Below are 25,041 nucleotides of genomic sequence, written 5' to 3' on the forward strand. Positions count from 1 at the left end.
TGAATGTTATTGTTTACAGCGTAAAGATGCGACTGGTAAGCGCATCAGATATTTGCGCATTTGTGGGAAAGACAAAGAGTTCCTGCTAGCAGGAACTGAAATTATGAATCATACAAGTACTTTTTGTAGTCACCTGATTAAAGTACATAAATCCCACTGGTAAGCGCCTCCAATAGTTGTGTATTTGCGGGAAAATATAACAAAGTTTCTATTGTAAATTGGTTTGGGTGTGAATAATACATATATCCCGCCGCATCACGTCCAAACTTGTTTTTTAGAGAATCACTTTAATTTCTTACATTGGCTGTAAAACAAACTCCTTATGAAAAACAACATCCTGGCGGGTATTTTGGGAATCCTGTTCCTGGCGGATTTGATCTTCATTTCCCGGGAAGGCTGGCACGAACTGCGTTTTTTTACCAAGCCGCTACTCGTTCCGGTCATTGCCGCCATCTATCTTTCAACCAAAGGTCAAAAGACTCCCGTCAATCCATTCTTTTTCGCCGGGTTGATTTTCAGCTTCCTGGGTGACACCCTCCTGCTCTTCAAATGGGCATTCCTTCCCGGATTGGGCAGTTTTTTGCTGGCACATGTGCTGTATATCATTAGTTTCATCCGGCTCAAAACTGCAAACCGATACGGGTATCTGCCTTTCATCCTGGTATACCTCGGATTTCTGCTGTACTTCCTGCATCCGTATCTGCACGAAATGGAAGTGCCGGTTATCGTTTACGGCATCACGATCTCAACGATGGCTTATTTCAGTTTGTGTACCCAAAACAAATGGCTCATTCCTGGTGCGGTTTTGTTCGTCGTTTCCGATTCCCTGCTGGCATTCAACCTCTTTGTTTCCTATACGGCCATCATGGAGCAAGTTGTTATGGCGACCTATGTTGCAGCGCAATTTTTCTTAGTCCGCGGAATCATTTCTTCCCGGCAGGTATAACTCCATTTCCCAAAGATGAAAGAACAAATCTCCGCTTTCTTTAACGACCACGGCTTATTCAGTCCGCTGGATTTTACCGATCCGGTGACGTATTTCATCCCGGGGTTTGTTCTCATGATCTTAGGCGAGGTATTCCTGTACCAGATTCCCCGGAAACTGTTCACCAAAGGAATCATCAAAGACGGTGTGTCCAGTATCGGGTTGGGAGTTGGAGCGGTGCTGCTCGATTTCGGGATGAAGGCCATTACGCTTTCGTTTTACTTCTGGATTTACAACAATTTCCGCCTGACCGACTATTTCGGGATCAAAAACTTCAATGATTTCTTTACCTGGAAATGGCACATCGAACACTGGTGGCTGTGGCTGCTCGTTCTGATTGTGCAGGATTTCGGGTTTTACTGGCATCACCGTTTGAGTCATAAAATCCGCTTGTTCTGGACAGGTCACGTCAATCATCATTCTGCAACGCATCTTAGTCTTGCCATAGCGTTACGCCAGGGTTGGTTCGAAATTGCCTACCGGGATATTTGGTACATTCCATTTATCCTCATCGGTTTCCACCCGATTATGATCGCCATGATGCATCAAATGAACCTCATCTTCCAATTTTGGCCACATACCGATGCGATTGGCAAATTGGGCTGGTTCGATTGGGTCTTCAACTCTCCGTCGAATCACCGCGTGCATCATTCCCGCAAAATCGAAGACCTCGATAAAAACTACGGCGGGGTTTTCATGATCTGGGATCATCTTTTCGGAACCTACAAAGCCGAAGGACAAAAAACGAGCGAATACGGCATTCTGCACAACATCCATACCTACCATGTGTTTCACATCGTATTCGACGAATTCCGCGACATGGTTCACGACGTGAAACAAGCTCCAACCTGGAAAGCGAAGTTCAGCTACATCTTCAAAGCACCGGGCTGGAAACACAGCGGTAAGGACGAACGCATTTCGACGCTGCAAAGGGAGTTGGAAGAGCGAAAAAGGGATTGATTGGTCACCTTCATTCCCTTATTGCAAACTAAACATGATCGGGAGTGTAAAATACGATGCTACATTCCGATTATTCACAACTCCAGGTTTAAACGCAGGCATTTTTTTGACGACTCTCAATGCTTCCTCATCGCATTCCGGGCAATCCGGAATTCCTCTTTTGATGGTTGCATTCGAAATCTTTCCGTCTGCATCAACAATAAATCTCACATAAACCTTCCCGGAAAAATTTCTATTGAGAGCCGATTGAGGAAATTGAATATTCTCTGACAGAAATCTGCGTAAAATGCTCATCCCTCCCGGAAACTCTGCCGGTGAGTCAGTTACATCAAACACTTTTTCTTCAATACCAACGGAAACAGGATTCTCAGCTTCGGTACTCAAACAAACATAAATTGTGGGACGAATCACCTTTCTAAACTGCCGATTTTCTCTTCGTTGTCTCTGCACCTGGTAATTCGCTTTTTCCCTGAAAAGCCAGCTAAGTTCATCAGCCACCGGAACAGCATGAACACCACGGGCTTCATTCAGTTTTTTCAAACGCGACTCAAATTCCCGTTCCGTCACTTGCTGAAGCTTAATTGATCCTAAATCACCGTTTTCCAATGAAGGAATTTCAAACAGGAAAAAACCATCCTTGTTCAAGCCGAATGCGAGTCCTGAATATCTCATTCCATCATTGAGCGTATATTTCAATGAACCGTTTACAAAATCCAGACGTTCGTAACTATTCAAACGATTTGGGAACAGGTAAAAATACAGACGATCAAAATCCTTGAATGACCGCACATCGGTCTTGAATTCACTATAACGGATTTGTGCCTTCTTACTCTTATCCAGGGTGTAAACATCTACTGAACTCCTGGATGAAAGCAATTCCTCTGTTAGCCGGTCGATATTGACAATCGCAGGTCCTCCTTTGATGTGAGTTTCTTCCGGCACGCTTCCTGAATCAGGCGGGCCTCCCGAAGCAGTCGTTGCACTTGTCATTGAAAAACCAACGGTCTTCCCCAATTGTTTAGAAACGTGTACGAGGTTGAATCTTGCTTCTTCTGATGCGCTTAAACGCTCCAGCAACCCTTTTCGCACAAACTCCTTTTCCCGTTCATCGTGCAACGCATCATCCCAATCGCGCTCCTTTTTCAACGCCGCCTCCAGTTCTTTCTTCCCGCGTTCGCGAATCGTTTTCACGGCTTCTTCGTAGAACGCATCCAGGTTTTTCTGATGAGCGGCATCCAATTCCACTTTCCCCACGCGCTGGTCTGCAAAAGACCGGAAATGCGCATAGCCCATTTTCACTACGCGTTCATCCAGTTTCCACAAGGGTTCATGCAGGTTTTTGGCATACACATCAAATACTTTTTCGTTACAGGTTTGGTGAATGGCTTTCATGCGGTCTTCAAAATCCTGTGTAGCCAAAATCGTGTGGTCGAATTTCGGATTCCAAATGGCGAGCACTTTGGAGGGCGGAATGTGAGACGGTGCCGCAACACTATCAACGCCAGGAAACGGAATTCCGTCAATGTAATCGAAAATGGCATCTATATCTTTCGTTTTCCCTGCTAATTCCGGGAACTGGTTCATAGCAATCGGTTGGGATCTCGAAACCTCTCTTGCATATGGATCAGATGCAGCCGCACGACTCCAGTCTGCAACCCACTGGTAGATAGAACCTTCTTTTGCGCCGCCATTTGCCCATTTCTCACGAACGCGGAATAATTTGGGACCTGTCGTGTTTTTATGAACCATATGACACGTAGAGCATTTCGTTTCAAAAAGCAGCTTTCCCCTCAGGTATTGGTCTGCAGGATAAGCAGAAACGGGTGTTCCGGATCCCACCAGCAGCTCTTTCTTTTTAATTGATTCATAGTTAGAATCATAGACAATTTCTGTTATATCTGATCTTGATTCCGCCTGTTCCTCCTCAAAACTCAAATACAAGCTATCCCGCTTCTTTTTCTCCGTAAACCATTTCAGTTCGTTTAGTTTCGGTTCGTATTTCGGCGGATACAGATCGATTTCCGACATGGATTTCTGTTTCGGAATCCGCTCCAGCTCCACCGGGTTTTGCCAGTCAATTTTCCCTCCTTTCTGCGGAACTCCCTGGAAGAGCTTCATCCCGTTTTTGACCTCATCTACCGGAACCTGGACATACACACCTTCTTTGCTCAATTCCAGCTTTTTTCCTTCCGGGGTAAAGGCATTCAGGCTGAACATTCCCTGTGTTTCCAGCAAGCGGTCTCCCGACGTGGTACTCAATCCGGCTTTCACAATCTCTGCCGGAGTTTGTACTTCCTGCCATTGAACAAGTGCTTCGCCGTTGTATGATGTTCCATCCAGTAAAAAGGAGTTCTCTGTTAAACTAAGCAGCACCCCGCTTTCGGACAAAAACACATCCGATTTTCCCGTAAAACGGAAATACTGCGGATCAATGCGGTCAAAAGCCAGGTATTTGTCCAGTTTCTCCAACATGGATTGATCCAGTCGTTCTGTTGCTTCCGTTTTCGATTGGTCATTCCGGATCAGTAACACATAGCCTGCTGCAGCCAAAATCCCCGCAACGGCAAGCACCAAAGCGCCTTTCACCAGGATTTTTTTCAGGTGAAACCACTTTCCGGATTGCTCTACCAGCCTGCGCAGCGAACTCCGCTGAATCAACTCGTGTGTCAGCCGGTGCAATTCAAATTCCTTCTGAAGCTCAGGATTCCGTTTCAATTCCGTCTCGAAAGCTTCTTTTCCTTCCGCCGAAAGTTCGTTATTCAAATAACGCTCAATCAATTGATTCCAGTTCGCTCCCATGACTTAAAACGGATTTGATTCAACGTTCAACTGCGCTTCCTGCACCAGGTCTTTGGCTTTCTGAATACAGCGGTATTTCTGTGCTTTCGCTACTTTATCGTTCCGGAGATCCAGCTTTTTGGCAATGTCAACCATGTTCCAACCCAAGCCGTAGAACAAGTGCAACAACTCCTTACACTGCTTCCCGATCTTTGCCAAAGCAGATTCGAGTTGTTTGTATTGTAACTCCTTTTCCATCCAGGCATCCGGAGTTTCTTCCAGGTCAAAATCCAGGCTCATGGTTCCTTGTTTTTGTCCTTTCCGCGCGGCATTGTACCACAGCAACTTGCAGGTTTGTTTGATGAAATAGATCGGTGCAAGCTGAAAATCGAAACCAGGTTCGCTCTTCTTTCTGAGGTAAATAATCAGGGATTCCTGGAAAATATCTTCGGCGGTGAGCGCATCACAACCAAAGGAACGAAGCAGGCGTTTCACCTCCGGGAAATGTTTGTAAAGAACCGTCAGCTCTTTTTTAACTTCCCGGGGATTGTATAAAGGGTTTTCCATTACTGATTTTACCGGTTGTGTTGAGAAAAAGGAAAGGTAAACAAAAGTCGGAAAAAATTTGAAATGCTTTTTCTTTCATTATTAAGAAACGTGGTTTTCCTTAATCAAACGAAAAAGAGAAACTTCCGTACGGCTATTCAAGAAAATAACACGAATGATAACTTTTCGTTCTACTTACCGTACAAGCGCTTATTTTTGCAGAAATTATATCAATGGAAAATCAGGATTCTCCTATCCAGGCTCAGATACAACCCCCTAAAAGAAAATACAAATGGCTGCGTCGCGGCTATTTTACAGTCATCCATTTACTGGCATTGTTTGCATTGGCACTGATCGGTGTTGCGCTCGCTGCTAAATTCAAATGGACCAACGACAGCGGAAACGTGGATCTGAACAGCCGTTATTTTTCGAAAATGGCGGATAAATACAACCAGGGATTCCAAACCGACAGTTTGACCTTTGCCCGCCAGGAACGCGAGATGTATCAAAACATCGGGCTGCTGGCAAAATACTATCCGTACAACGCAAAAGTAATCCTGGATGCTTTCGAACGATCGGGAGATCCGACCATTGCACTGCGCATGTTGGATGCGGCAAACCTCCGCATGAAACATCACAAAGGATATCAGCGGGAGTTGCAGCGACTCAAGGAACAGGCAAACGAAGCTTCGCTTTCCATTTATCCGTGGGCAAACTACCGCGAGTGGAAGGAGTTTTGCAATGTCGTGAGAGCAGACAGCGCAGCCATTGATTCCGTTTCGCGCATTACCGGTGTGGAGTCGCGCCTGATCGTGATGTGTCTCGTAGGTGAGCAAATCCGCATGTTCAATTCTTCCCGCGAACAGTTTAAGAAGTATGTTGTTCCCTACAACCGACTGATCCTGACAACGAATCGGGGATATGGCGTAACGGGGATTCTTCAGAACACAGCATTGAAAATCGAGCGAAACCTCTATGAAAGATCGAGTCCGTTTTACCCGGGAGATTACTACCAGAAATGCCTGAACGTGAAAGATTCATTCCCCGAATTGGTCAACGACACCATTGAAGCACACAAGCACCTCACCATTCAGCGTTTGATGAAAGGCGGCGATCATTTCTATTCCTATCTGTATACTGCGTTTTTCCTGCGTCAATTCCAGTCGCATTGGGAAAAAGAAGGCTACACCCTAGCCTATCGCCCGGAGATTCTCGGAACATTGTACAACCTCGGATTCCAAAAAAGCAAGCCGAAGGAAAATCCGGCAGTAGGCGGATCCACATTCAAAGTGGGTGATAAGGAATATACTTTCGGCGGTTTGTGTTACGAATTCTACTACAGCGGCGAATTGATGAACCTCTTCCCGCTCACCAGCAAGCCGTTCATTCCGACCAAAGAATTGGAACGGAAGATTGTTTTCCCCAAAAAGACAGAAGAAGAAGTACCGGCAGCGGGCTAGAACCTGCAGCCTTTGACTCCGCTCAGGCTGCTTCTATCCCATTTTACAGGTTAATAATCTCATTGATCGTAATCGCGACCAGGATCGTATTGAACAAAAACGAAACCATGGAGTGTGCCAGTGTCAGCCGGCGCATTCCTTTCGATTTCGTTACCACATCCGAAACCTGGAACGTCATCCCGATGGTAAACGAGTAATACGCAAAATCGAGGTAATCCGGGTGTTCATCATCCGGAAAATCCAGTCCGCGCGCATGCCTGGAGTACTTTTCGTTCTCATCGCCGTAATACAAATGTGCGTAGCGAAACGTAAATGATAAGTGCAGTACCAGCCATGCAAGTGTCACCGAAGCAATGAAAAAAACCTCGTGAAGCGGGCTGTGCTTACTGAAATGTGTTTGGTCGCTGTTCCAGAAAATAATCGCAATCAGTGCCGTGGAACAAATAATTACCAGCAACACGAACTGAAGCCAGACTCCCAAATCTTCTTCCCGCGATTTCTTGACAATATTCCGCGAAGGAACCAGCAAAATCACCAAAACCGCTTCCAGCAGATATGAGCCGGCGAAAATCAGCCAGCTGAATAAAACGCATTCTTCCCACGACCAGTTCAGCCATTTGAAAACCAACCCACACAGGATGGAAAAAAGAAAAATCAGGATAATCTTGAAGCGTGTAAAATTCATTTCAATGAGTCAATTACCAGTTCGAATGTAACGATTTTAAGCGAGTTTTAGCCCGGAGCATAACTATTTGTATGTCAAAACTTTTGTTGTAAATTGCAGATGCTAAACAAGTAAACTTATGAAAAAACTACTCGCTTTACTGGCACTCATCCCGCTCGGATTGTTTGCACAAACAGTTCATCTCAACTACCAGGATGGCAAGATTTGGTTGAAACTGAACAATGAAGTCCGCATTGCACAGCCCCTGAAAGAAGATCCCTTCAAAATTCCCGCTCAATCGATCCCGGGACTGGAATCAGTCGTTTCAAAATATGGGTTTGTCAACCTCTCGAAACCTTTTTATGCCGCAAAGACTTCTGAAATCCTTCAAAGAACCTATTTGCTGGAATTGTCTTCCATACAGGATATCGAAAAATGCATCAAAGAACTGGAGCAGCTCAAAGGAGTTGAATACGCGGAAAAGGTTCCCCTCGACCGCATGTGCCTTACTCCGAATGATCCTTCTTTCAGCTCGCAGTGGGGTCTCACCAATATCAATGCTCCTGCAGCCTGGAACTATTTCTCATCCGGAAGCAATGTCGTGATTGCGATTGTAGATGATGCTGTTGAACGCACACATGCCGATCTTTCCCCAAACTTATGGGTCAATCCCGGAGAAATTCCTGGAAACGGAATCGATGACGACAACAACGGATATGTCGATGATATCAACGGATACGATGTGAGCGACAACGACAATAACCCGAATCCTCCGGGTAGCACGTTCGACCACGGAACACACGTAGCCGGAATTGCATCCGCCCGTTCCAACAACGGAACCGGCGTGGCTTCTATCGGGTTCAGCTGTAAACTGATGTGTGTAAAATCCACCAACAGTGCCGGTTCCATCACGAACGGTTACGACGGAATTGTCTACGCTGCTTCAAGCGGGGCAAACATCATCAACATGAGCTGGGGAGGGCCAGGTTCCTCGATTACAGCACAAAACATCATCAACTACGCCGTCGGAAAAGGCTGTATTTTGATCGCGGCCGCAGGGAATGATAATGTGAGCAGTCAATTCTATCCTGCCGCATACAACAACGTGGTCTCCGTAGCCGCCACTACCAGCACGAATGCCAAAGCCAGTTTTTCCAATTACGGTTCCTGGATCGATGTTTCCGCACCGGGAAACAACATTTACAGCACCACGGTCGGAAATTCCTACGGAAACAAATCCGGAACATCGATGGCTTCTCCGATGGTAGCCGGGCTTGCAGGTTTGATGAAATCCCTGAACCCGAATATGCCGAACAACGACCTGATCAACTGCCTGCTTTCAACGGCTGCAAACATCAATGCACAAAACCCGTCATATGTGGGTCAGCTCGGAAGCGGACGAATCGACGCGGCGGCGGCTATGGCTTGTGTTTCCGCTTCTCTGAGCAATCCTCCCGTGGCAGATTTCAGTGCCAGCAACACCACCCTCAGCGCAGGAGGATCCACTGTGTTCACCGATTTAAGCACGTACAATCCGACTACCTGGAACTGGACTTTCACAGGCGGAACACCGGCTTCATTCAGCGGGCAAAATCCTCCGTCAATCACCTACAGCACTCCGGGAACCTATACCGTCACACTCACCGTTACAAACGCCAACGGTTCCGACTCTGAGACCAAAACCAATTACATTACCGTTGGCGCGGCATCCTCCTGCCAGCAGATCAATTTACCGACTCCGGCCGGCTGGACTCCGTCCAATTATTATACCGGGGCAACCGTTGGTGCAGACGGCTGGATTAACGGAATGAACGTATACCTCGACAAGCAGAAGGCCATGTATTTCGATGCATCCGCTTCCTCCAATACGGTGCTGAACAATGTCTGGATTGCTTTCGGAAGAGCCTATTCCGCCAATCCGGCGAAGATTGTTCCGGTCTATGTCTATGACGGAACCAGCGGAACTCCCGGAACATTATTGGGAACGACCAACATCACGATGGGACAGATTATGACGGATGTCAGCGGAGGTTTTTATACCGAGGTCAGTTTTGTGAATAACCCGGTTACCTTACCGGCTTCCAAAAAATTCTTTGTTTCCGTCGGTTTAACCAACCTTCAGTGGGCAGCCGGAGTGAAAGATACCTTGAGTATCGTGAGTAATTCGACCGGGCAAACAACACCTTCCGCAATCTGGGAACAGCAATCCAACAACACGTGGTATCAGTACACCACTGCCGGATCCTGGAACCTGAGTGCTTCTCTCTATATTCATCCATTTCTGACCAATACGCCAACACAGGCCGTGATCACACCGAGCACGTTGAATATCTGCCAGGGAAACCCGATCAATTTCAGCGCAGCAGGAAGTACTTACCAGGACACTTTGTTGTGGTATTTCCCTGGGGGAACGCCGTCCGTCGTTCCGTCTAATCCTACGGTAGATGTTTCCTATTTTACCCCCGGAAGTTACCAGGCGATTCTCTATGTTGTGGGTGGCGGATGTTCTCTTTTCGATTCTGCTTTCGTAAACATTACTGTAAATGCTTCTCCTTCTCTTTCCGTTAGCGGAACAAACACCATTTGTAACGGATCAAGCACGATTCTGACGGCATCCGGAGCCTCAAGCTATTCCTGGTCGCCACCAACCGGTTTAACGACCACTGCAGGATCAACCGTAACAGCCAATCCAACCACGACCACGACCTATGCCATTACCGGAGTTTCTCTAAACGGTTGCAGCAGCACATCCACGATTACGATCAATGTAAACAATACACCAACGGCACTCATCGAATTTGTAGACAGCACGGTCGCCTGCCCTACATCCGTGTCCTTTGACGGAAGTAACTCAAGCGGAGCAGATAACTTCAGCTGGTCGTTCCCCGGAGGAACACCTGCAAGTTCGAACAGTTCTTCACCAACAGCCACATTCGGAGTCGACGGAATTGTGACCGTACAATTGACAACATCCAATAGCTGCGGGGTCGATACGATCACTTTCCCGCTTCAGGTCACAACGATTTGCGGACTCGGATTGACGGATCCGGAAAACCATTTCCTCATTTCGTATCATTCCGATCAGGGACTGATTTACATCGCAAGTGATCCCGGACTCACATCCGGAACAAGTATTCAGTTGTACAATGACCTGGGGCAATTACTAAGCTCGGATCAATTGACCAACCAGGTGGATTCGTACCAACTTTCCGTGGCGTCTTATGCACCGGGAATGTACTTTGTACGCGTTACTTCCCACTCGCAGGATGTCACTTCCAAAGTAGTGAAGTACTGATTCATCATGTACTTCAACCATGTTGCCAGAACCTGTAACCGGATGATGTTATATTTTCCGCAGGTATACAGATTAATTGTTCACCTACTCCCGAAAAGTCGGGACTTAAATGGCGGACGCTGAGGCGTCCGCCATACACTATCTGTGCATCTGCGGGGAACGTTTTAAACACTTCTTTTTCGGGCGGCCTTTTTGTTTTTTGGAATTGTTTTTTCAGTGCGGGTCGTTACTTTCTGCAAAATCAGACATTCACTATAAAAACACGATATGAAAACAGTCCTTTCCTTCTTTCTTCTCCTGAGCGCATTCACACTGACCGCCCAAGCAGGAAAAGCCCCCGTAAAAGTTTCCGTGAAAGGTTTTGACGGAAAACCATATGCGAACGATAAAATTCTGTTCGTTGGTCAGAAATCAAAGCAAAGCCTTTCGGGAATCACCAATCCGGCGGGACAATTTGTTATTCAACTTCCGGCCGGAGATGTTTACGATATCCGCATTCAAAGCATCGGGGACGAAATCGAATACAACAGCATGGAAATTCCTCCGCTCAAACCCGGAGAATTTTTCCAGGAAGCAGAGTTGGTGATCGAATACGATCCGGGAAGTACGTTTTCATTCAACAACCTGCAATTTGAAACGGCGAAAGCAGATTTGAAACCCGGAAGTTACCCGGTGCTGAAGAACCTGGTGGAAATTATGAAGCGCAAAAAAGACCTGAAAATCCAGATTTCGGGACACACCGACAGTGACGGCGATGCCGCGGCCAACCAACTTTTATCTCAAAAACGCGCCGAAGCAGTGCGGAACTACCTCATCAGTCAGGGAATCGATGCCGGCCGGATGACTGCAAAAGGCTTCGGGGAAGATCAACCCATCGCGGATAATGCTACTCCGCAGGGAAAAGCCAAAAACCGGAGAACCGAGATCAGTATTTTGTGATGGAGCGTTGTGATTCCTGTGTGTAATGAAGTTGGCTGAAACCCTTGCTGCCGCTGGGAAAATAGATGGATGTCTATCCATCATTTTATATCGTCACCGGAGTACAAACAAATAGACAAAATCCCTTTCTAACTAATCAAAAAAAGTGTATCTTTTGGTAAGAAAATTCGTTCTTGTTTCCGGATAGGGAACAAAGCGAATTTTTTGGCATTTAGTTTGTTATCTTCCGTTCAACAATAGCATTTAAAGTCATGAAAACAACTTGGATCATTTCTTCAGCCATTCTTCTGACAATCGGATTATCGAGCAGCATGCAAATCGCCCTGCCTTCTGTTTCAAACGATTCGTTTCAATCGGGCGAAAAATTGCGCTACCGCATTACCTATGGTTTCATAGATGCCGGCGAAGCTGTACTCGAAGTGAAAGAAACGAGTAAAAAAGGAAATGGAAGCCGCGAGCTATACCATATCAAAGGAACCGGTCGTACATTGGGTGGCTTCAATGCGGTCTTCAAGGTAAATGACGTCTACGAAAGTTATATCGACAAAAAAGGAATCTTTCCATGGCAGTTTGTGCGCCGCGTGGAAGAAGGCGGGTACAAACTTTCCCAGGATTATGCGTTCAAGCAGGATAAGCAAAAAGTGCACAACGGTGAAAAAGACTTCACTACTCCTGCCGGAATCCAGGACATGATTTCTTCCTTCTATTATGCCCGCACACTGAATTTCAAATCAGCAAAAGTCGGAGATACGTTTGAGTTCAAATGTTTTATGGATGATGAAATCTGGCCTTTGAAGGTAAAATACCTCGGGGATGAGAAAATTTCGATTCGAAAAGGGAAATTCAACTGTATGAAATTCGCTCCGGTGGTACAGACAGGACGTGTTTTTAAAAAGCAGGATGACCTGAATTTCTGGGTTACCAAAGATGAAAACCACATCCCCGTCCTGGTGAAAGCGAAAATTCCGGTAGGCTCCGTAAAACTTCATTTAGTAGAATGGGAAGGTTTGAAACACGACCTGGTGAAGGCAAAGTAATGTTGGTTTATTTACTAAAAGATTAGTCTGGGCAAAGGTTGCAAAAAGTAAATGTTCAAATATTCACGTTTTTGTTCACGATTAATACAGGGCTTTCGCATATCTTTGTTAGCTAAAATCTGGAAATGCTATGGAATTAACTCCTGAAATCTTAGAGAGAATTACGCTTCTGAAGGCGAAGTATGATGCGCAAGGTCAGGATTTAGTTACATACCTGGATAGTTTGCTGTATTCGCGCATGCCGAACTACTGGGACTACATTCAGGTAGACACCCTGTTATCACTTCAAAAAACATATACCGATTTTCCGGATGAGTTGGTGTTTTTGATGTACCACCAGGTAACAGAACTTTACTTCAAGTTGTGTCTGCATGAATTCCGTCAGGTTTCCGATCGTAAAAACCTGGACGCAGCGTTCTTTGTGGAACACGTTCAGCGAATCAATCGCTACTTTGAAGCTTTGACCAAAAGTTTCGAGATCATGGTTGACGGAATGCAGCGCGAACAATTCCTGAAATTCCGTTTGTCTCTTGCTCCTGCTTCCGGTTTCCAATCGGCACAATACCGCAAGATTGAGATTCACTCTACGGATTTCATTCAGTTGGTTCACAAAGATCACCGCAACAAATACACCGGGAAAGAAACTATTTCCGAATTGTTTGAGAATATTTACTGGAAAGAAGGCGCGACAGATATCGAAACAGGGAAGAAAACCCTGACACTGACGCAGTTCGAAGACCGTTACCGCGACGAATTCATCCAATTGGGTGAAGAACTCCGAAACGACAACCTGTGGCAGTGCTACCTGCGTCTGTCTCCGGAAGACCAGGAATTACCACAGGTAATCCACGCCCTGAAACAGAACGATGTAAACGTAAACATCAACTGGCCTTTGGTTCACTACAAATCGGCGGTTCGTTACCTTCAGAAAGATAAAGGAGATATCGCGGCAACGGGTGGCACCAACTGGCAGAAATACCTTCCGCCACGTTTCCAGAAACGCATTTTCTACCCACAATTGTGGTCTGAAGTAGAAATGGCGGAGTGGGGAAAATCCTGGGTAGAGGCTGTTCTGAACTAAAATCTGTATTTTCTGTTATAGAAACCGCTGAACTTCACAATTATGGTGCGTTCAGATACCGCGATTTCGTCTCGTCGTATTTGTACCAGTTCCGGATGCACGGGATTGTAGCTCTTTTCCGCAGCAGCTTTCCATCGCTACTCTGCGCTAACGTTTGTTGTAGCTCAGTCTTCAAAAGCTATCGCTTTTCCATCGCTACTGCCGCACTAACGTTTGTTGTAGCTCGGTCTTCAAAAGCTATCGCTTTTTCTTCTTATTTTTGCAGCATGCGAAATCTTGCTCTCCTTCTTGCAAGCATCTTTCTTGTTTCGGCAGCTGTTCCAAAAACAACACGCTTATCCAAAGATTTAAAAGAAATCTCGGGGTGGGTTTTCGCGAACGATTCAACGCTGATTGCACACAACGATGGTGGAAACGACCCCAAATTGTTTGTGTTAAACCTTGATGGAAGCATCCGCCACAAAGTATCTATTCTCAATGCGGAGAATATCGACTTTGAAGATATTACCCTCGATCAGAAAGGAAATCTCTACGTGGGGGATTTTGGAAATAACAAAAACGTGCGTACCGATCTCCGGGTTCTGAAAGTGAGTCTGAAGAAAGTGCTTGACAATGAAAACGTCGAAGCTAAATTCATCGATTTCTCCTACCCGGAACAAACCGACTTTCCTCCGAAATTAAGCCAGAAGTATTTTGACTGCGAAGCAATGAGTTTTTACAATGACTCTTTGTATTTGTTTACCAAATGCCGCTCGGAACCGTTTGACGGGAAGTGCTTCGTGTATACCCTTCCAACCAAACCCGGAACGTACAAAGCCACGAAGAAATACTATATGGTCATCGGGAAACGCGACTGGTTCCGGGACGCCGTTACCGCAGCCGATATCCACGACGGAAAATTGTATATCCTGACGTACAACCGGTTTATCATACACAGTTTTGACAACGGAAGAGCCAAATACGAATCGCATCAAATCCTGGTTCCGATTACGCAGAAAGAAGCCCTGGCAGTTCATTCTTCCGGGAAAATCTATATCGCGGACGAACGCCAGAAATTGGTAGGCGGAGGAAATATGTACGTGATTAAACCAACAGAAAAAAATCCATGACACTGACGAATTACGAAGCGGTCATTTACGATATGGACGGTGTTTTAACCGACTCAGAACCTTTATGGAAAATCGCCATGGAAGACGTGTTCAGAAGTGTGGGCTGTCCGCTGACCAAGGAAGACTTTCAGCGAACGGTGGGCCTGCGCATCGATGAAGTGATTGCATACTGGTATCACGAAAGTCCGTGGTCGGGGAAAACACCTCAAGAGGTCGAAGATGGAATTATTCAGCGTATGGTTGAATTACTGACAGAACGAGCTACCCCACTTCCGGGCGTGGTTGAATCGCTGCAATTTTTCACCGAAAGAGGATTGAAAATCGGGTTGGCCACATCGTCTTACCAGGTGTTGATAGACTGTATCCTGGACACGCTGCAAATCCGTTCCTTCTTTCAGACGGTTCACTCGGCAGAATACGAAGCCTTCGGGAAACCTCATCCTGCAGTTTATATGACGGCAGCCAAAAACCTCGGCGTAGAACCCAAAAAATGCCTGGTGATCGAAGATTCCCTGAACGGGATTATTTCCGGGAAAGCCGCACGCATGACCGTGATCTGTGTTCCTGAAAAAACGCATCACCCAGAGCCGAAACTGATCCTTGCCGATGCGCAATTCGAAGATTTAAACCAACTTGTCACATTCTTTAAATAACTTGTTCTATGATCGTAGCAATTGATGATAAACTGATCTCAACAGAAATCTTTGACCGCAAATTTGTGTGCGATCTGAATGCCTGTAAAGGTGCATGTTGCGTGGAAGGAGATGGCGGTGCTCCCCTGACTTTCGAAGAAGTTGATATCATGGAAGAAATCCTGGATGACGTAATTCCATTCATGCGTCCGGAAGGAATTGAAGCAGTGAAACAGTCGGGTGTTTTTTACATTGATCCGTGGAACGAACCCGCAACGACTTTAGTCGACGGAAAGGAATGTGCTTTCGTATATTTCGATGAACAGGGAATTACCAAATGTGCGGTCGAACAAGCTTATCTGGCGGGAAAAACCACCTGGAAGAAACCCATTTCCTGCCACTTATACCCGATCCGCGTGAAAAAACTGAGCGAAGGGATGGCACTCAATTACGAGGAATGGGATATCTGCAAGCCTGCTTGCGCCTGTGGAGAAAAACTGGATGTTCCGGTTTACAAGTTCCTGAAAGAGCCGCTGATCCGGGCATTCGGAGAAGAGTTTTACACTGATTTGGAAGGGATTGATGAGACGCTGAAAAATGCCGGTTTGGAATAGGTGTTTTCCGGTTAAAAACGCATGTTCGCGATATTGCATACAGCCCATGTGTTTCCAGGGTTTCAGGGGATAAAAACGCGCTAAAGCAAGCCCCGCTTCCGGATCGTTATCGGGACACAAATTTTTGGCATCTAACGACCACCTGATGAAGTGGTTAAGCCCTGTGAAATCGTTCAGGGAAAGTCTAAAAAACTGCTCCGGATCTTTTGATATCACTGGTCAAATAGATATAACTTGTCCCGCCACTGCGGGATGTCTATCCATCTTTTTGAAATCATCCGATACGAATACTTATTCCTCCCAAGCCTCTCCCAAAATCCATTTCTGCACCATTTCCCGGTTCAAAATCCGACCCACAACCCGGTAAGCCGACTTCGCAAACGGATTGTCTCCAACCAATGATTCTGTTTGAACGCCAATCTTCGGATCGTAATAGCTGGCGTGCGTAAATGTCACCTCATCACCCGATTTACAAACAAAACCCACATGATTGTCCAAACCTGCAACGTACAATCCATCCGGGTTTTTCAAGAAATAGTCCCGCATGTATTCAGGTGTCCGGTTACTGAAGCGTTTCACATCGGAAGTCATGTGTGTGATGTAGTATTCGGAAGCTTGCTGTGCCCATTTGACCCGCGGAATTTGAAACCCGGCATCGGAGAGAACCGTCGTGATGAAATAACCGCACGCTATTTTCCCTTTTCGCGGGGTGCGTGTTGTTCCGTTAAAGTCCCATTCGGTTCCCTGCCACTGATCAAAGAAATCGTGCGTGATTTTGTCCAACAGGTACAAAGATGCTTTCTCTTCAATGCGGTTTCGATCTTCTTCATTTGCTGCCTTCCCGTATTCCTTTTCAAAAGCAGCGCGTTGTTTTTCCACAGACGAAATCAACTCTTCGTAAGCAGGTAAATCTCCTTTTACTTTCACGGTTTCCTGGGAACAGCCGAGTATGGCGAAGCAAATCAAACAAAATGATATGAAGCGGATTTTCATGGTTTTCATGTAATCTTAGGTTGCTGCAAATGTTACAAAAATATTCTACTTGAGTGTGTTCTTCCGCAGACCAAACCAAATATTGCTATTTCAGAATAACTCTTTGCACACTTGCACCTTTGCGGTTTATTTCACACAGATCAGATAGATTTCCGCAGATAAATGATCATCCGGCTATGTGAACTATGTATCTATGTGGTTTGCTCAATCCATCAATTACAATACGCACAATACTTCGAATCCTTGTTATGCACAAACGGGTGGTTTCTGTCCAACATGTCCGAAATGGTCTGTTTCAAAATACGCTCCAGTAAATCCGGGATATCTTCTTTTTGGATATCATCCGGGAGCTTCAAAAAGTGAGGGCTCTCTTTAACGGAACGGAATGAAAATATTCCTGCCTTGTCAGTCAGGATTCCGGTTGATTTGTAGTACAAGTAGCAATAAATCAGTAGCTGCAACACGTGTTTTTGATCCGAATTTCCTTTGCGCTTATTGACCAGGATGGCACTTTCGTAGTTTTCCTGGCTGGCCGTTTTTTTGAGTTCCACTTTTTCCTGGTTCACACTCCCCGACTTGTAATCGATGATGCGGTGAACGCCGTCAAACTGGTCGATCCGGTCGCAAATCCCCGACAGTCTTACCTCAAAAGTACTTCCCGGAATGCTTTGATCTTCCGAATCAATGGAAATCGTGGTCTCCAGTTTCTTCTCCAAACCCAGAATAAACAATGCTTTTTCCGGATTTTCCTTCAAAATAGCGCGGTCTCTGCGCAACACATTTTGAACCATTTCTTTCGCCACTTCAAAATTGATGTGGTTGGTTCCGGTCTGCCAGGAATTCTGGTCTTCGGAAAAATGCTTCTCGAAACTTTTACTGACCAGCAGCGGAATCTTCTTTTCCATTTTCGCCAGGTCTTCTTCCGTAATCACTTTGCCGGAAATTTTACGCCCTTCCTCATCATACCGGTCGATAAACGGAGCGAACAGGTTCTCCAGAACATAGTGGATAATCGTACCGAGCGTACTGCTCTCAATGTCTTCCTCCACCTTATTTTCCTCCCCGAAACGAAGTACGTAACGGTAGTAGAAATCCAACGGACAGGTCATGAATTTATCCAGCATGGAGAAACTCACACCGCCCCGGAGTACTTCATAAATCCGGTTGACCACCTCATCGGTTTTTGGGATGGAAGTTGTTTCGATTTTCTCCTGGTTTCCGGCGGTGTAAAACGCTTTTTGGATGCGGATTCCCGGGTTCACCTGTGCCAGTTCCAGCTGAATTTGCTGAATATAGCGGCTCGGTTCACTCGATCCTACGGATTCCGAAGCACTCGAATAGGTAATCAGCATTTCGTCCGCCGCATGCAGCAAACGGTAAAAGTGGTGCGCAAAAAGTCCTTGTTTTTCCCGCGGTGTAGGAAGTCCAAAGAAACTTCTCAAATCCATCGGAATGACCGTATTGATCATATTTTGAGGAGGCATTGCCCCTTCATTCAGACCAAAAACAAACATCCGTTTGAAATCCAGTCCGCGGGTTTCCAACAACCCCATAATCTGCAATCCTTCCAGCGGATTTCCGAAATAAGCGATCGTTTCGTTGCTCCAGTTCCCGTTAAACAGGCTCCGGAACGATCCCAGGCTCATCTTCGGCGCATTTTGACTCATGATATTCTGCAAAACGACCGTAGCGCTGGCAAAACGACGGATAATTGCCCGTTCCAGTTCGTTTTTTTCTTCCAGCCACAAATCCAGCTTTTCATTCAATTGCTGGATAATCCGGATTCCCTGCAGCCAATCCTGTTTCCACGGTTCGAAAATCAGGCGGTTCAATTCCGACAAACGCTCGCTCAAATCCAGTTTTTTGCGGTCGAGGAAGTGCCAGTTGTGGTTGATAATCCGCGATTCAATTTCCTGGATTTCCCGTTTTTCAGCAGCGGAAAGCACACCCAAAATGAACGGATGATGCGCAAACTGGATGAAATCCCGGTAGTAAATACTGCTGTTTCCCCGGCGTGTAAACGATTCCTGTAAACGGAAAATCAGATCAACCCACGAACGCAGCGATGTCTGGCGCAAAGGTAACCCGACGGTGATATTTGCCTGTTCGATTTCAGCCGGTAAATGCTTTAGAATGGAACTCAACAGACCTTCATCCGCTAACAGGATCAACGTTTCATTGAGCTGTTCACGCGTCAGTTTTTTCAATTCGCTTCCCACCACCTGCGCCTGCGAAGTAAACTGCGCACATTCCACAATCCGGATCTCCATTTCCTTGGTCAACAGGTGATTTTCAACAAACGGCAAGGAACGCACTTCGAGTCGTTTGCACAATTCCCGCTGAAACTGCCCGGCTTCGTGAATCGGATCATTGAAATAAAACTCGTCGGAATCCATCAGGATATGGCCTCTTCCCATGATCACAAACTGCCGCATCAGGGAAATTTCTGATTCGGAAAGTGCGTTAAATCCCGCGAAAACGAAGTGCACATCTTTGTCCTCTTCAAAAGCATGTTCAATCTGGTTGGCAAAGTCGCGGTAAGCTTTTCCTTTGGTGGTGACCTTCTTTTCCTTCAGTCGCGCTTCCAAAGCCTGGTAATACGGCTTCAGTTTGTCCCAGAAAGCCATAAACTGGATTTGCCCTTTCGACAATTCTTCCGTGGAGTTGAACGACCAGTTTTCGATTTCGCGGATATCCCGCAGGTTTTTAAACAACTGGTTCGGTGCGACCATGTAGCGGTCAATTTCATCAAAATCGCTTAAAAGCGTTTGCCCCCAGGTCATGAACGAATCGAAAGTGTCCACATCAATTTCCACCGGATCAACCCGGAAGATTTCATACAACTCGAACAACAGGCTCGTTTTATCCAAAACCGGAAACGGACTCGCATCCTGGATCCAGCGGTCAATGGTTACAATCTTCGGAGAAAGGATCGGCTTCCGGTGAAATTCGTAGAATGCGCGTTGCAAATAGGCAATCATACGCTCCGACGGAACCACTACGCAGACATGCTGATAGTTCAGTCCGCGTTCGTCCACATACGCCACAATTCGATCTACAAAAGCCTTCATCTGCGGTTCTCCCGAACAGGATTAATTTCGATAAAACTTAAACTCAAAATCATCCAGCAGAACCACATTTCGGTTCGGATTGTGGATGTAAAAACTCAATTTATCCGTTGCCGATTGCCGCTCAGGAAGGAACAAAATAAATTCTTTTTCCGCCCATTCATTCACGGTCGAAACCGGGTTCAGGTCTATCGTCTGATAGTACAGCAATTGATCATTTTTCGAATAAGCCACAATGATGGAAACCGGGTTGTCATTCCGGCGCAGGAATTTTCCGTTGATTTTGAGAACTCGTCCTTTGGTATCCGGGCCAACCTGTTTGGTGAAATCTTGTGAGAATCCATACACTTCGTCTTCACCGATCAACCCGACTGCATTCTTTGCATGATCCGGATCAGCTTCTATGACCACATGTTCAACACTGTCGCCGGCCAGGAAATGTTCCCGGATAGTTTTGTAGGGTTGTTTGATTCCCATAAATTGCATCAAATCCTGCGGAATGGTGTCTGTTTTTCGCTTGCAGAGAATCAGGGTTTCATTCGTAGCAACCGATTCCAGGTCTTTCAGAACCTCCGGGTAAATGGCAAATACATCGTCGATAAAATATGGCTTCTGAAACACCACATAATTCCATTTCCAGGACATTCCCGTCCGGATATCCACCGGGTTTTTACCCACAACAGCCAATCCCACGCGATCCATCAGCACGAACGGAATGTTCGGACCATACGTGTGAATCACCAGCATGGTATCTTCCCGCGAAACCCCTGCTTTTGTCAGGAATTCATCGGAACCGGTAAAGTTGATGACAGACCCCGTAAAACGATCGTTGGCAACATACAGCCTTCTTTCTTTTTGAAACGTATGCGTTTCCTGAAATGCCACAATTCCGAAATAGGCCACAAACAAAGCCATGATCGCATTGCCGTTCTGCCACTGCGGTTTGGGTAAAATTGCCAGGCAGAGGATCACAAAGAAAACGGCCGGCAGGTAGAATGTATCGAGGAAATAGTAATCATGTGCGTAGAATTGTTTTGCCATCGCAAACCAGAACAGACACACACCGGTCAGCCAGAAAAGGAAGACCAGCCACCAGGCAGAAAAGGGATTTCCCCTTCTTCGTTCGCGGATCAGGAATGCGATTCCGACCAAAATGCTAAGCAGGAGCAACAGGAAATACTGCTTGATCGAGAAGTAGGACAGCACCATGTTTTCCCACATCTGCTTCAGGATGATTTTCATTTCTTCCCAATCTGCGGCTGGCAGTAATTCATTCAGGAAATCCGAACCATATTTTTCGCGCAGGAAATTGTTGTAGAGTTTCGCTGCCGCAAGAACTGCAAAAGAAAGAACCACTCCGAGGATGTTCGGCCAGAATTTTGCCTTTTTCTGAAAAATGCGGATCAGCTCAAAACCAAGCACTGCCAGGAACGGAATCACAAATGTGAGTCGGGCCAAGGCTGCCAGGGTGAAAAAGAACAATGCCCACCTGAACCAGCGCCGGGACTGTTTCTCAAAATACAGCGAATAACAATAAAACGCTATGATTGTATTGGAAATACTTGGAATTGTGGGTAAAAATCCACCCTGGTAAAAGGTATAGACCGGCGAGGTAATGGCGAAAAGCACCACCAGCATTCCTTTGATCTGGGAATCACAGATTTTCTCGGCCAGCAGGTACAAGAAGTACAGTCCGACGATGCTGTAGAGCAGGATGTACAGGTGAAAAACCCAGGGTTCTTTCGTCCCGAACAGCTTCATAAAAACGGCAGGAACATAATCGTGAACCGGGAATTCAACAGCCGTTACAGTCGAATAGCTCGGGTATGTCCAGTTCCGGGGAAACTGATGATTGAGAATGTAATTTTCGGGTTTGAAGAAATTCAAGTCGTTGCGGACAAAGCCCTTTGCCAGCGCCAGGCGGTCGTTCTGCGCCCAGGTATGCGTATACGAAGGAACTTCATTCAGGTGTTTTCCCTGGAAGACCAGCGTCAGGAGGATAATTAATCCGAGGGCTATGCCATTGGTTATTTTTTTCTTTTCCAATCGGTTCAAATTACTTTGAATAATACTCAATTACAAATATCCAACTATTCTTGAGATAAGTCATTCCAAATCGGAAAAACCGTTCAATGGGATCAAAAAGTTCAAAGGATTTAAATTCAAAATCGAACTATCGAACTATCGAACTATCGAACTATCGAACTATTGAACTATTTTATTTTCCTGAAAACGAACCATTCAATCAAACCGACACCTATAGCTATTTAGCAACATATCTCATTGAAATCCCGTGCAGCTTGCCTAACTTTAGAGTCATACTCAAACGCGGAATAAACCGATCATGAAAACTTACGCTACGGCCTACCGGCAAAGTATCAGCAATCCCGAACAATTCTGGGGAGAACAGGCTTCTCTCGTTACATGGTTTCAGAAACCTCAAAAAACAATTTCCGAAAATCCGGACGGGACTGCTTCCTGGTATGCCGATGGAACCTTAAACACGTCTTACCTCTGCCTCGATTACCACGTCGAAAACGGGCGCGGTTCACAAACAGCCCTGATCTATGATTCTCCCGTAACGAACCGGGTCACAAAGTATACGTATTCGGAATTACTCGAACTGGTTTCGAAATTTGCAGGCGTACTCGCTGCCAAAGGCCTGAAAAAAGGAGATTGCGCAGTCATCTACATGCCGATGATCCCGGAAGCAAGTATTGCCATGCTTGCCTGCGCGCGACTGGGGATCATTCATTCTGTTGTTTTCGGAGGATTCGCCGCACACGAATTGGCGATCCGCATCGATGACACGGAAGCAAAAGCAGTAATCACCGCCGATTACGGGATCGAAATTGACCGCATTATTCCCTATCATCCAATTGTAGAGAAAGCACTCGAACTGGCGTCACACAAACCTCAAATCCTCATTTCGCATACGCGGAACGAAGCAGCTGTTTTGGTGAGTCCGGCATTTGAAGATTTTCATACACTCCTGAACAACGCAACTCCCGCTTCTTATGTCGAACTGCGATCCGGCGATCCTCTCTACGTGCTCTATACTTCCGGAACAACGGGCAAACCCAAAGGCATTTTGCGCGATAACGGGGGGCACGCCATTGCTCTTCGGTATTCCATGAAATACATTTACGACATCCATCCGGGAGATGTTTGGTGGGCTGCTTCGGATATCGGCTGGGTGGTCGGACATTCATTCATCATTTACGGACCGCTGATGACTGGAGCAACGACTATCCTGTTTGAAGGAAAACCAATCAAAACGCCCAATGCCGGTACGTTCTGGCGCATTGTTCACGAACACCGGGTGAAAGCATTTTTCACGGCACCGACCGCTATCCGTGCTATCCGGAAAGACGACCCGGACAGCACACATTACAAACCGGAATTGACCGGAACACTTCAAGCACTCTTCCTCGCCGGCGAACGCTGTGATGCGGCAACGTTGGAATACGCCAGTAACCTATTGCAAATTCCGGTCATTGATCATTGGTGGCAGACCGAAAGCGGCTGGCCGATGATTGCCAATATGCAGGGACTGGAACCTGTTCCTGTTAAACCGGGTTCATCTTCCCTACCCGTTTGCGGGTTCGACATTCGCATTCTGAATGAAGATGGAAAAGAAGTGGAGGCAAACGAACAGGGACTCGTTGCCATTAAGTTGCCGCTTCCTCCGGGTTGTTTACTGGGAATCTGGAAAAACGATGCCCGGTTCCACGCCGGTTATCTCTCCCAGTTTCCGGGTTATTATTTTGCAGGAGACGGCGGTTACAAAGACGAAGACGGCTATGTGTTCATCACCGGGCGCGTCGACGATGTGATCAATGTAGCCGGACACCGGCTCTCCACGTCGGAAATGGAAGAAATTATTGCTGCGATGTCCTGCACTGCCGAATGCGCCGTTATTGGCGGAGCCGATGATCTGAAAGGGGAAGTACCGGTTGCTTTCGTCGTTTTGAAAGACAGCGAAACCCGAGTACACCCGGAATTGGAAAAATTGGTCAAAGAACAAATCCGGAATGAAATCGGTGCGGTAGCTTCACTGAAATCTGTTTATTTCGTACAGCGATTGCCGAAAACCAGGAGTGGAAAAACACTCCGGAATCTCTTGCGAAACCTGGTAAACAAAACGGAATACACGATTCCCGGAACGATTGAAGATCCGGGAGTTATTGCAGAAATCGAGCAGGTACTTGCTCTATAAAAGTGTCTGATTAATCGTTTTCGGGAACGAATAGGCGGTTTTCACGAATCCACGGGCCAACTTCACTAAAGGAAGCGGTATCGAAGTGTTTTCCGACTTTCAGGTGTTCAATCCATTGTTCGTCAGTAACCCAAATCCGGTATTTTGCCAACGGACGGTTATCCGCATCATCCCAAAAATTGATCCATTCTTCTTCCCATTCGTCGTCCCAATCCTCGTGATCTTCATCAATTCCGAGATTATCTTTGACTTTTTGCCCCACTTTTTCATGTGCTTCCTCCTCTATGAAAGGAACATTACGGGCTTCATAGACCACTACTTTCTCAATGAATTTATGCGCGATCGGCCCCAGTGATCCGGGTAAATACGAATCGTCGAACGGAATTTCGGCTGCAAGCGGTGATGCTGCCACACGGTTGTATTCTTTATCAAATTCGTAAGCCTCTGAAGTCAGCAATGCCAAAGCAAAAGCCGGGTCTTCCGGAAAATCTCCCGCATCCGGATGTATCAGAAGTACTTCCGTATCAATCCACTTCTTTCCTTTTTCGGTCACGAAAACCTTCCACAATGAACTCATTGAATGTGTATTTTATAGCTGATTGGACTAAAATTAACTAAAAATTGCTGATGGCAACTTCCCGAAAACAGAAAACCGTGTGCT

The 25,041-nt window shown here is 46.2% G+C and carries 18 protein-coding genes; 11 read left to right on the plus strand and 7 right to left on the minus strand.

The annotated features are described in order from the left end of the window. The first annotated feature begins 322 nt into the window (after nucleotides 1-322). Nucleotides 323-946, plus strand: a complete 624-nt coding sequence (locus ABDV94_RS19935) for a lysoplasmalogenase (RefSeq protein WP_343748987.1) — start codon at nucleotides 323-325, stop codon at nucleotides 944-946. A 15-nt stretch (nucleotides 947-961) separates the two neighbouring features. Then, entirely contained in the window at nucleotides 962-1,945 is a 984-nt protein-coding gene (locus tag ABDV94_RS19940; RefSeq protein WP_343748988.1) for a sterol desaturase family protein, read from the plus strand. An 18-nt stretch (nucleotides 1,946-1,963) separates the two neighbouring features. Here the strand turns inward: ABDV94_RS19940 and ABDV94_RS19945 are convergent, their stop codons facing one another. Continuing rightward, the gene (locus ABDV94_RS19945) at nucleotides 1,964-4,744 is read right to left on the minus strand and encodes a TonB family protein (protein ID WP_343748989.1); all 2,781 of its coding nucleotides are present in this window, start codon (nucleotides 4,742-4,744) and stop codon (nucleotides 1,964-1,966) included. A gap of 3 nt (nucleotides 4,745-4,747) precedes the next feature. Next, nucleotides 4,748-5,290 (minus strand): sigma-70 family RNA polymerase sigma factor, encoded by a 543-nt coding sequence (locus tag ABDV94_RS19950; RefSeq protein ID WP_343748990.1) that lies wholly within the window; start codon nucleotides 5,288-5,290, stop codon nucleotides 4,748-4,750. 212 nt (nucleotides 5,291-5,502) lie between these two features. Between ABDV94_RS19950 and ABDV94_RS19955 the strand changes: the two genes are divergently transcribed. Beyond that, nucleotides 5,503-6,729: a hypothetical protein gene (locus ABDV94_RS19955; protein ID WP_343748991.1), complete on the plus strand. Its 1,227-nt coding sequence runs from the start codon at nucleotides 5,503-5,505 to the stop codon at nucleotides 6,727-6,729. 43 nt (nucleotides 6,730-6,772) lie between these two features. Here ABDV94_RS19955 and ABDV94_RS19960 read toward each other — a convergent pair whose 3' ends face one another. Next, on the minus strand, nucleotides 6,773-7,414 hold the full coding sequence (locus ABDV94_RS19960) for a DUF1345 domain-containing protein (RefSeq protein ID WP_343748992.1): 642 nt from the start codon (nucleotides 7,412-7,414) through the stop codon (nucleotides 6,773-6,775). A gap of 118 nt (nucleotides 7,415-7,532) precedes the next feature. Between ABDV94_RS19960 and ABDV94_RS19965 the strand changes: the two genes are divergently transcribed. The 7 genes from ABDV94_RS19965 (at nucleotide 7,533) to ABDV94_RS19995 (ending at nucleotide 16,100) form a co-directional block, all read left to right on the plus strand. After that, nucleotides 7,533-10,688: a S8 family serine peptidase gene (locus ABDV94_RS19965; RefSeq protein WP_343748993.1), complete on the plus strand. Its 3,156-nt coding sequence runs from the start codon at nucleotides 7,533-7,535 to the stop codon at nucleotides 10,686-10,688. A 267-nt stretch (nucleotides 10,689-10,955) separates the two neighbouring features. Then, nucleotides 10,956-11,627 carry an OmpA family protein gene (locus tag ABDV94_RS19970; protein WP_343748994.1) on the plus strand — a complete coding sequence of 224 codons (672 nt, stop codon included), beginning with the start codon at nucleotides 10,956-10,958 and terminating at the stop codon, nucleotides 11,625-11,627. Nucleotides 11,628-11,878: 251 nt separating this feature from the next. Beyond that, nucleotides 11,879-12,664: a DUF3108 domain-containing protein gene (locus tag ABDV94_RS19975; protein WP_343748995.1), complete on the plus strand. Its 786-nt coding sequence runs from the start codon at nucleotides 11,879-11,881 to the stop codon at nucleotides 12,662-12,664. A gap of 130 nt (nucleotides 12,665-12,794) precedes the next feature. Then, on the plus strand, nucleotides 12,795-13,745 hold the full coding sequence (locus ABDV94_RS19980) for a tryptophan 2,3-dioxygenase family protein (RefSeq protein ID WP_343748996.1): 951 nt from the start codon (nucleotides 12,795-12,797) through the stop codon (nucleotides 13,743-13,745). Nucleotides 13,746-14,011: 266 nt separating this feature from the next. Beyond that, the gene (locus tag ABDV94_RS19985; RefSeq protein ID WP_343748997.1) at nucleotides 14,012-14,854 is read left to right on the plus strand and encodes a hypothetical protein; all 843 of its coding nucleotides are present in this window, start codon (nucleotides 14,012-14,014) and stop codon (nucleotides 14,852-14,854) included. After that, nucleotides 14,851-15,507, plus strand: coding sequence for a hexitol phosphatase HxpB (gene hxpB, locus ABDV94_RS19990; protein WP_343748998.1), 657 nt, complete (start codon nucleotides 14,851-14,853; stop codon nucleotides 15,505-15,507). The genes ABDV94_RS19985 and hxpB overlap by 4 nt, the downstream gene beginning before the upstream one ends. A gap of 11 nt (nucleotides 15,508-15,518) precedes the next feature. Next, the gene (locus ABDV94_RS19995) at nucleotides 15,519-16,100 is read left to right on the plus strand and encodes a DUF3109 family protein (protein WP_343749009.1); all 582 of its coding nucleotides are present in this window, start codon (nucleotides 15,519-15,521) and stop codon (nucleotides 16,098-16,100) included. Between the two features lie 291 nt (nucleotides 16,101-16,391). On the opposite strand, the gene ABDV94_RS20000 is transcribed toward ABDV94_RS19995, so the two are convergent. The 3 genes from ABDV94_RS20000 to ABDV94_RS20010 all read right to left on the minus strand — a co-directional run bounded on the left by ABDV94_RS20000 (nucleotide 16,392) and on the right by ABDV94_RS20010 (nucleotide 22,207). Beyond that, on the minus strand, nucleotides 16,392-17,102 hold the full coding sequence (locus tag ABDV94_RS20000) for a hypothetical protein (RefSeq protein WP_343748999.1): 711 nt from the start codon (nucleotides 17,100-17,102) through the stop codon (nucleotides 16,392-16,394). Between the two features lie 203 nt (nucleotides 17,103-17,305). Then, entirely contained in the window at nucleotides 17,306-20,164 is a 2,859-nt protein-coding gene (locus ABDV94_RS20005; protein ID WP_343749000.1) for a PD-(D/E)XK nuclease family protein, read from the minus strand. 21 nt (nucleotides 20,165-20,185) lie between these two features. Then, on the minus strand, nucleotides 20,186-22,207 hold the full coding sequence (locus ABDV94_RS20010; RefSeq protein WP_343749001.1) for a glycosyltransferase family 39 protein: 2,022 nt from the start codon (nucleotides 22,205-22,207) through the stop codon (nucleotides 20,186-20,188). Between the two features lie 298 nt (nucleotides 22,208-22,505). On the opposite strand from ABDV94_RS20010, the gene ABDV94_RS20015 reads away from it, so the two are divergent. Then, nucleotides 22,506-24,380 (plus strand): AMP-binding protein, encoded by a 1,875-nt coding sequence (locus tag ABDV94_RS20015; protein ID WP_343749002.1) that lies wholly within the window; start codon nucleotides 22,506-22,508, stop codon nucleotides 24,378-24,380. 10 nt (nucleotides 24,381-24,390) lie between these two features. Here the strand turns inward: ABDV94_RS20015 and ABDV94_RS20020 are convergent, their stop codons facing one another. Next, entirely contained in the window at nucleotides 24,391-24,957 is a 567-nt protein-coding gene (locus ABDV94_RS20020; RefSeq protein WP_343749003.1) for a hypothetical protein, read from the minus strand. Between the last annotated feature and the right edge of the window lie 84 nt (nucleotides 24,958-25,041).

Origin of the sequence: Fluviicola sp. (genome assembly GCF_039596355.1) — a bacterium.
In the GTDB taxonomy this organism is placed as follows: Bacteria; Bacteroidota; Bacteroidia; order Flavobacteriales_D; family Crocinitomicaceae; genus Fluviicola.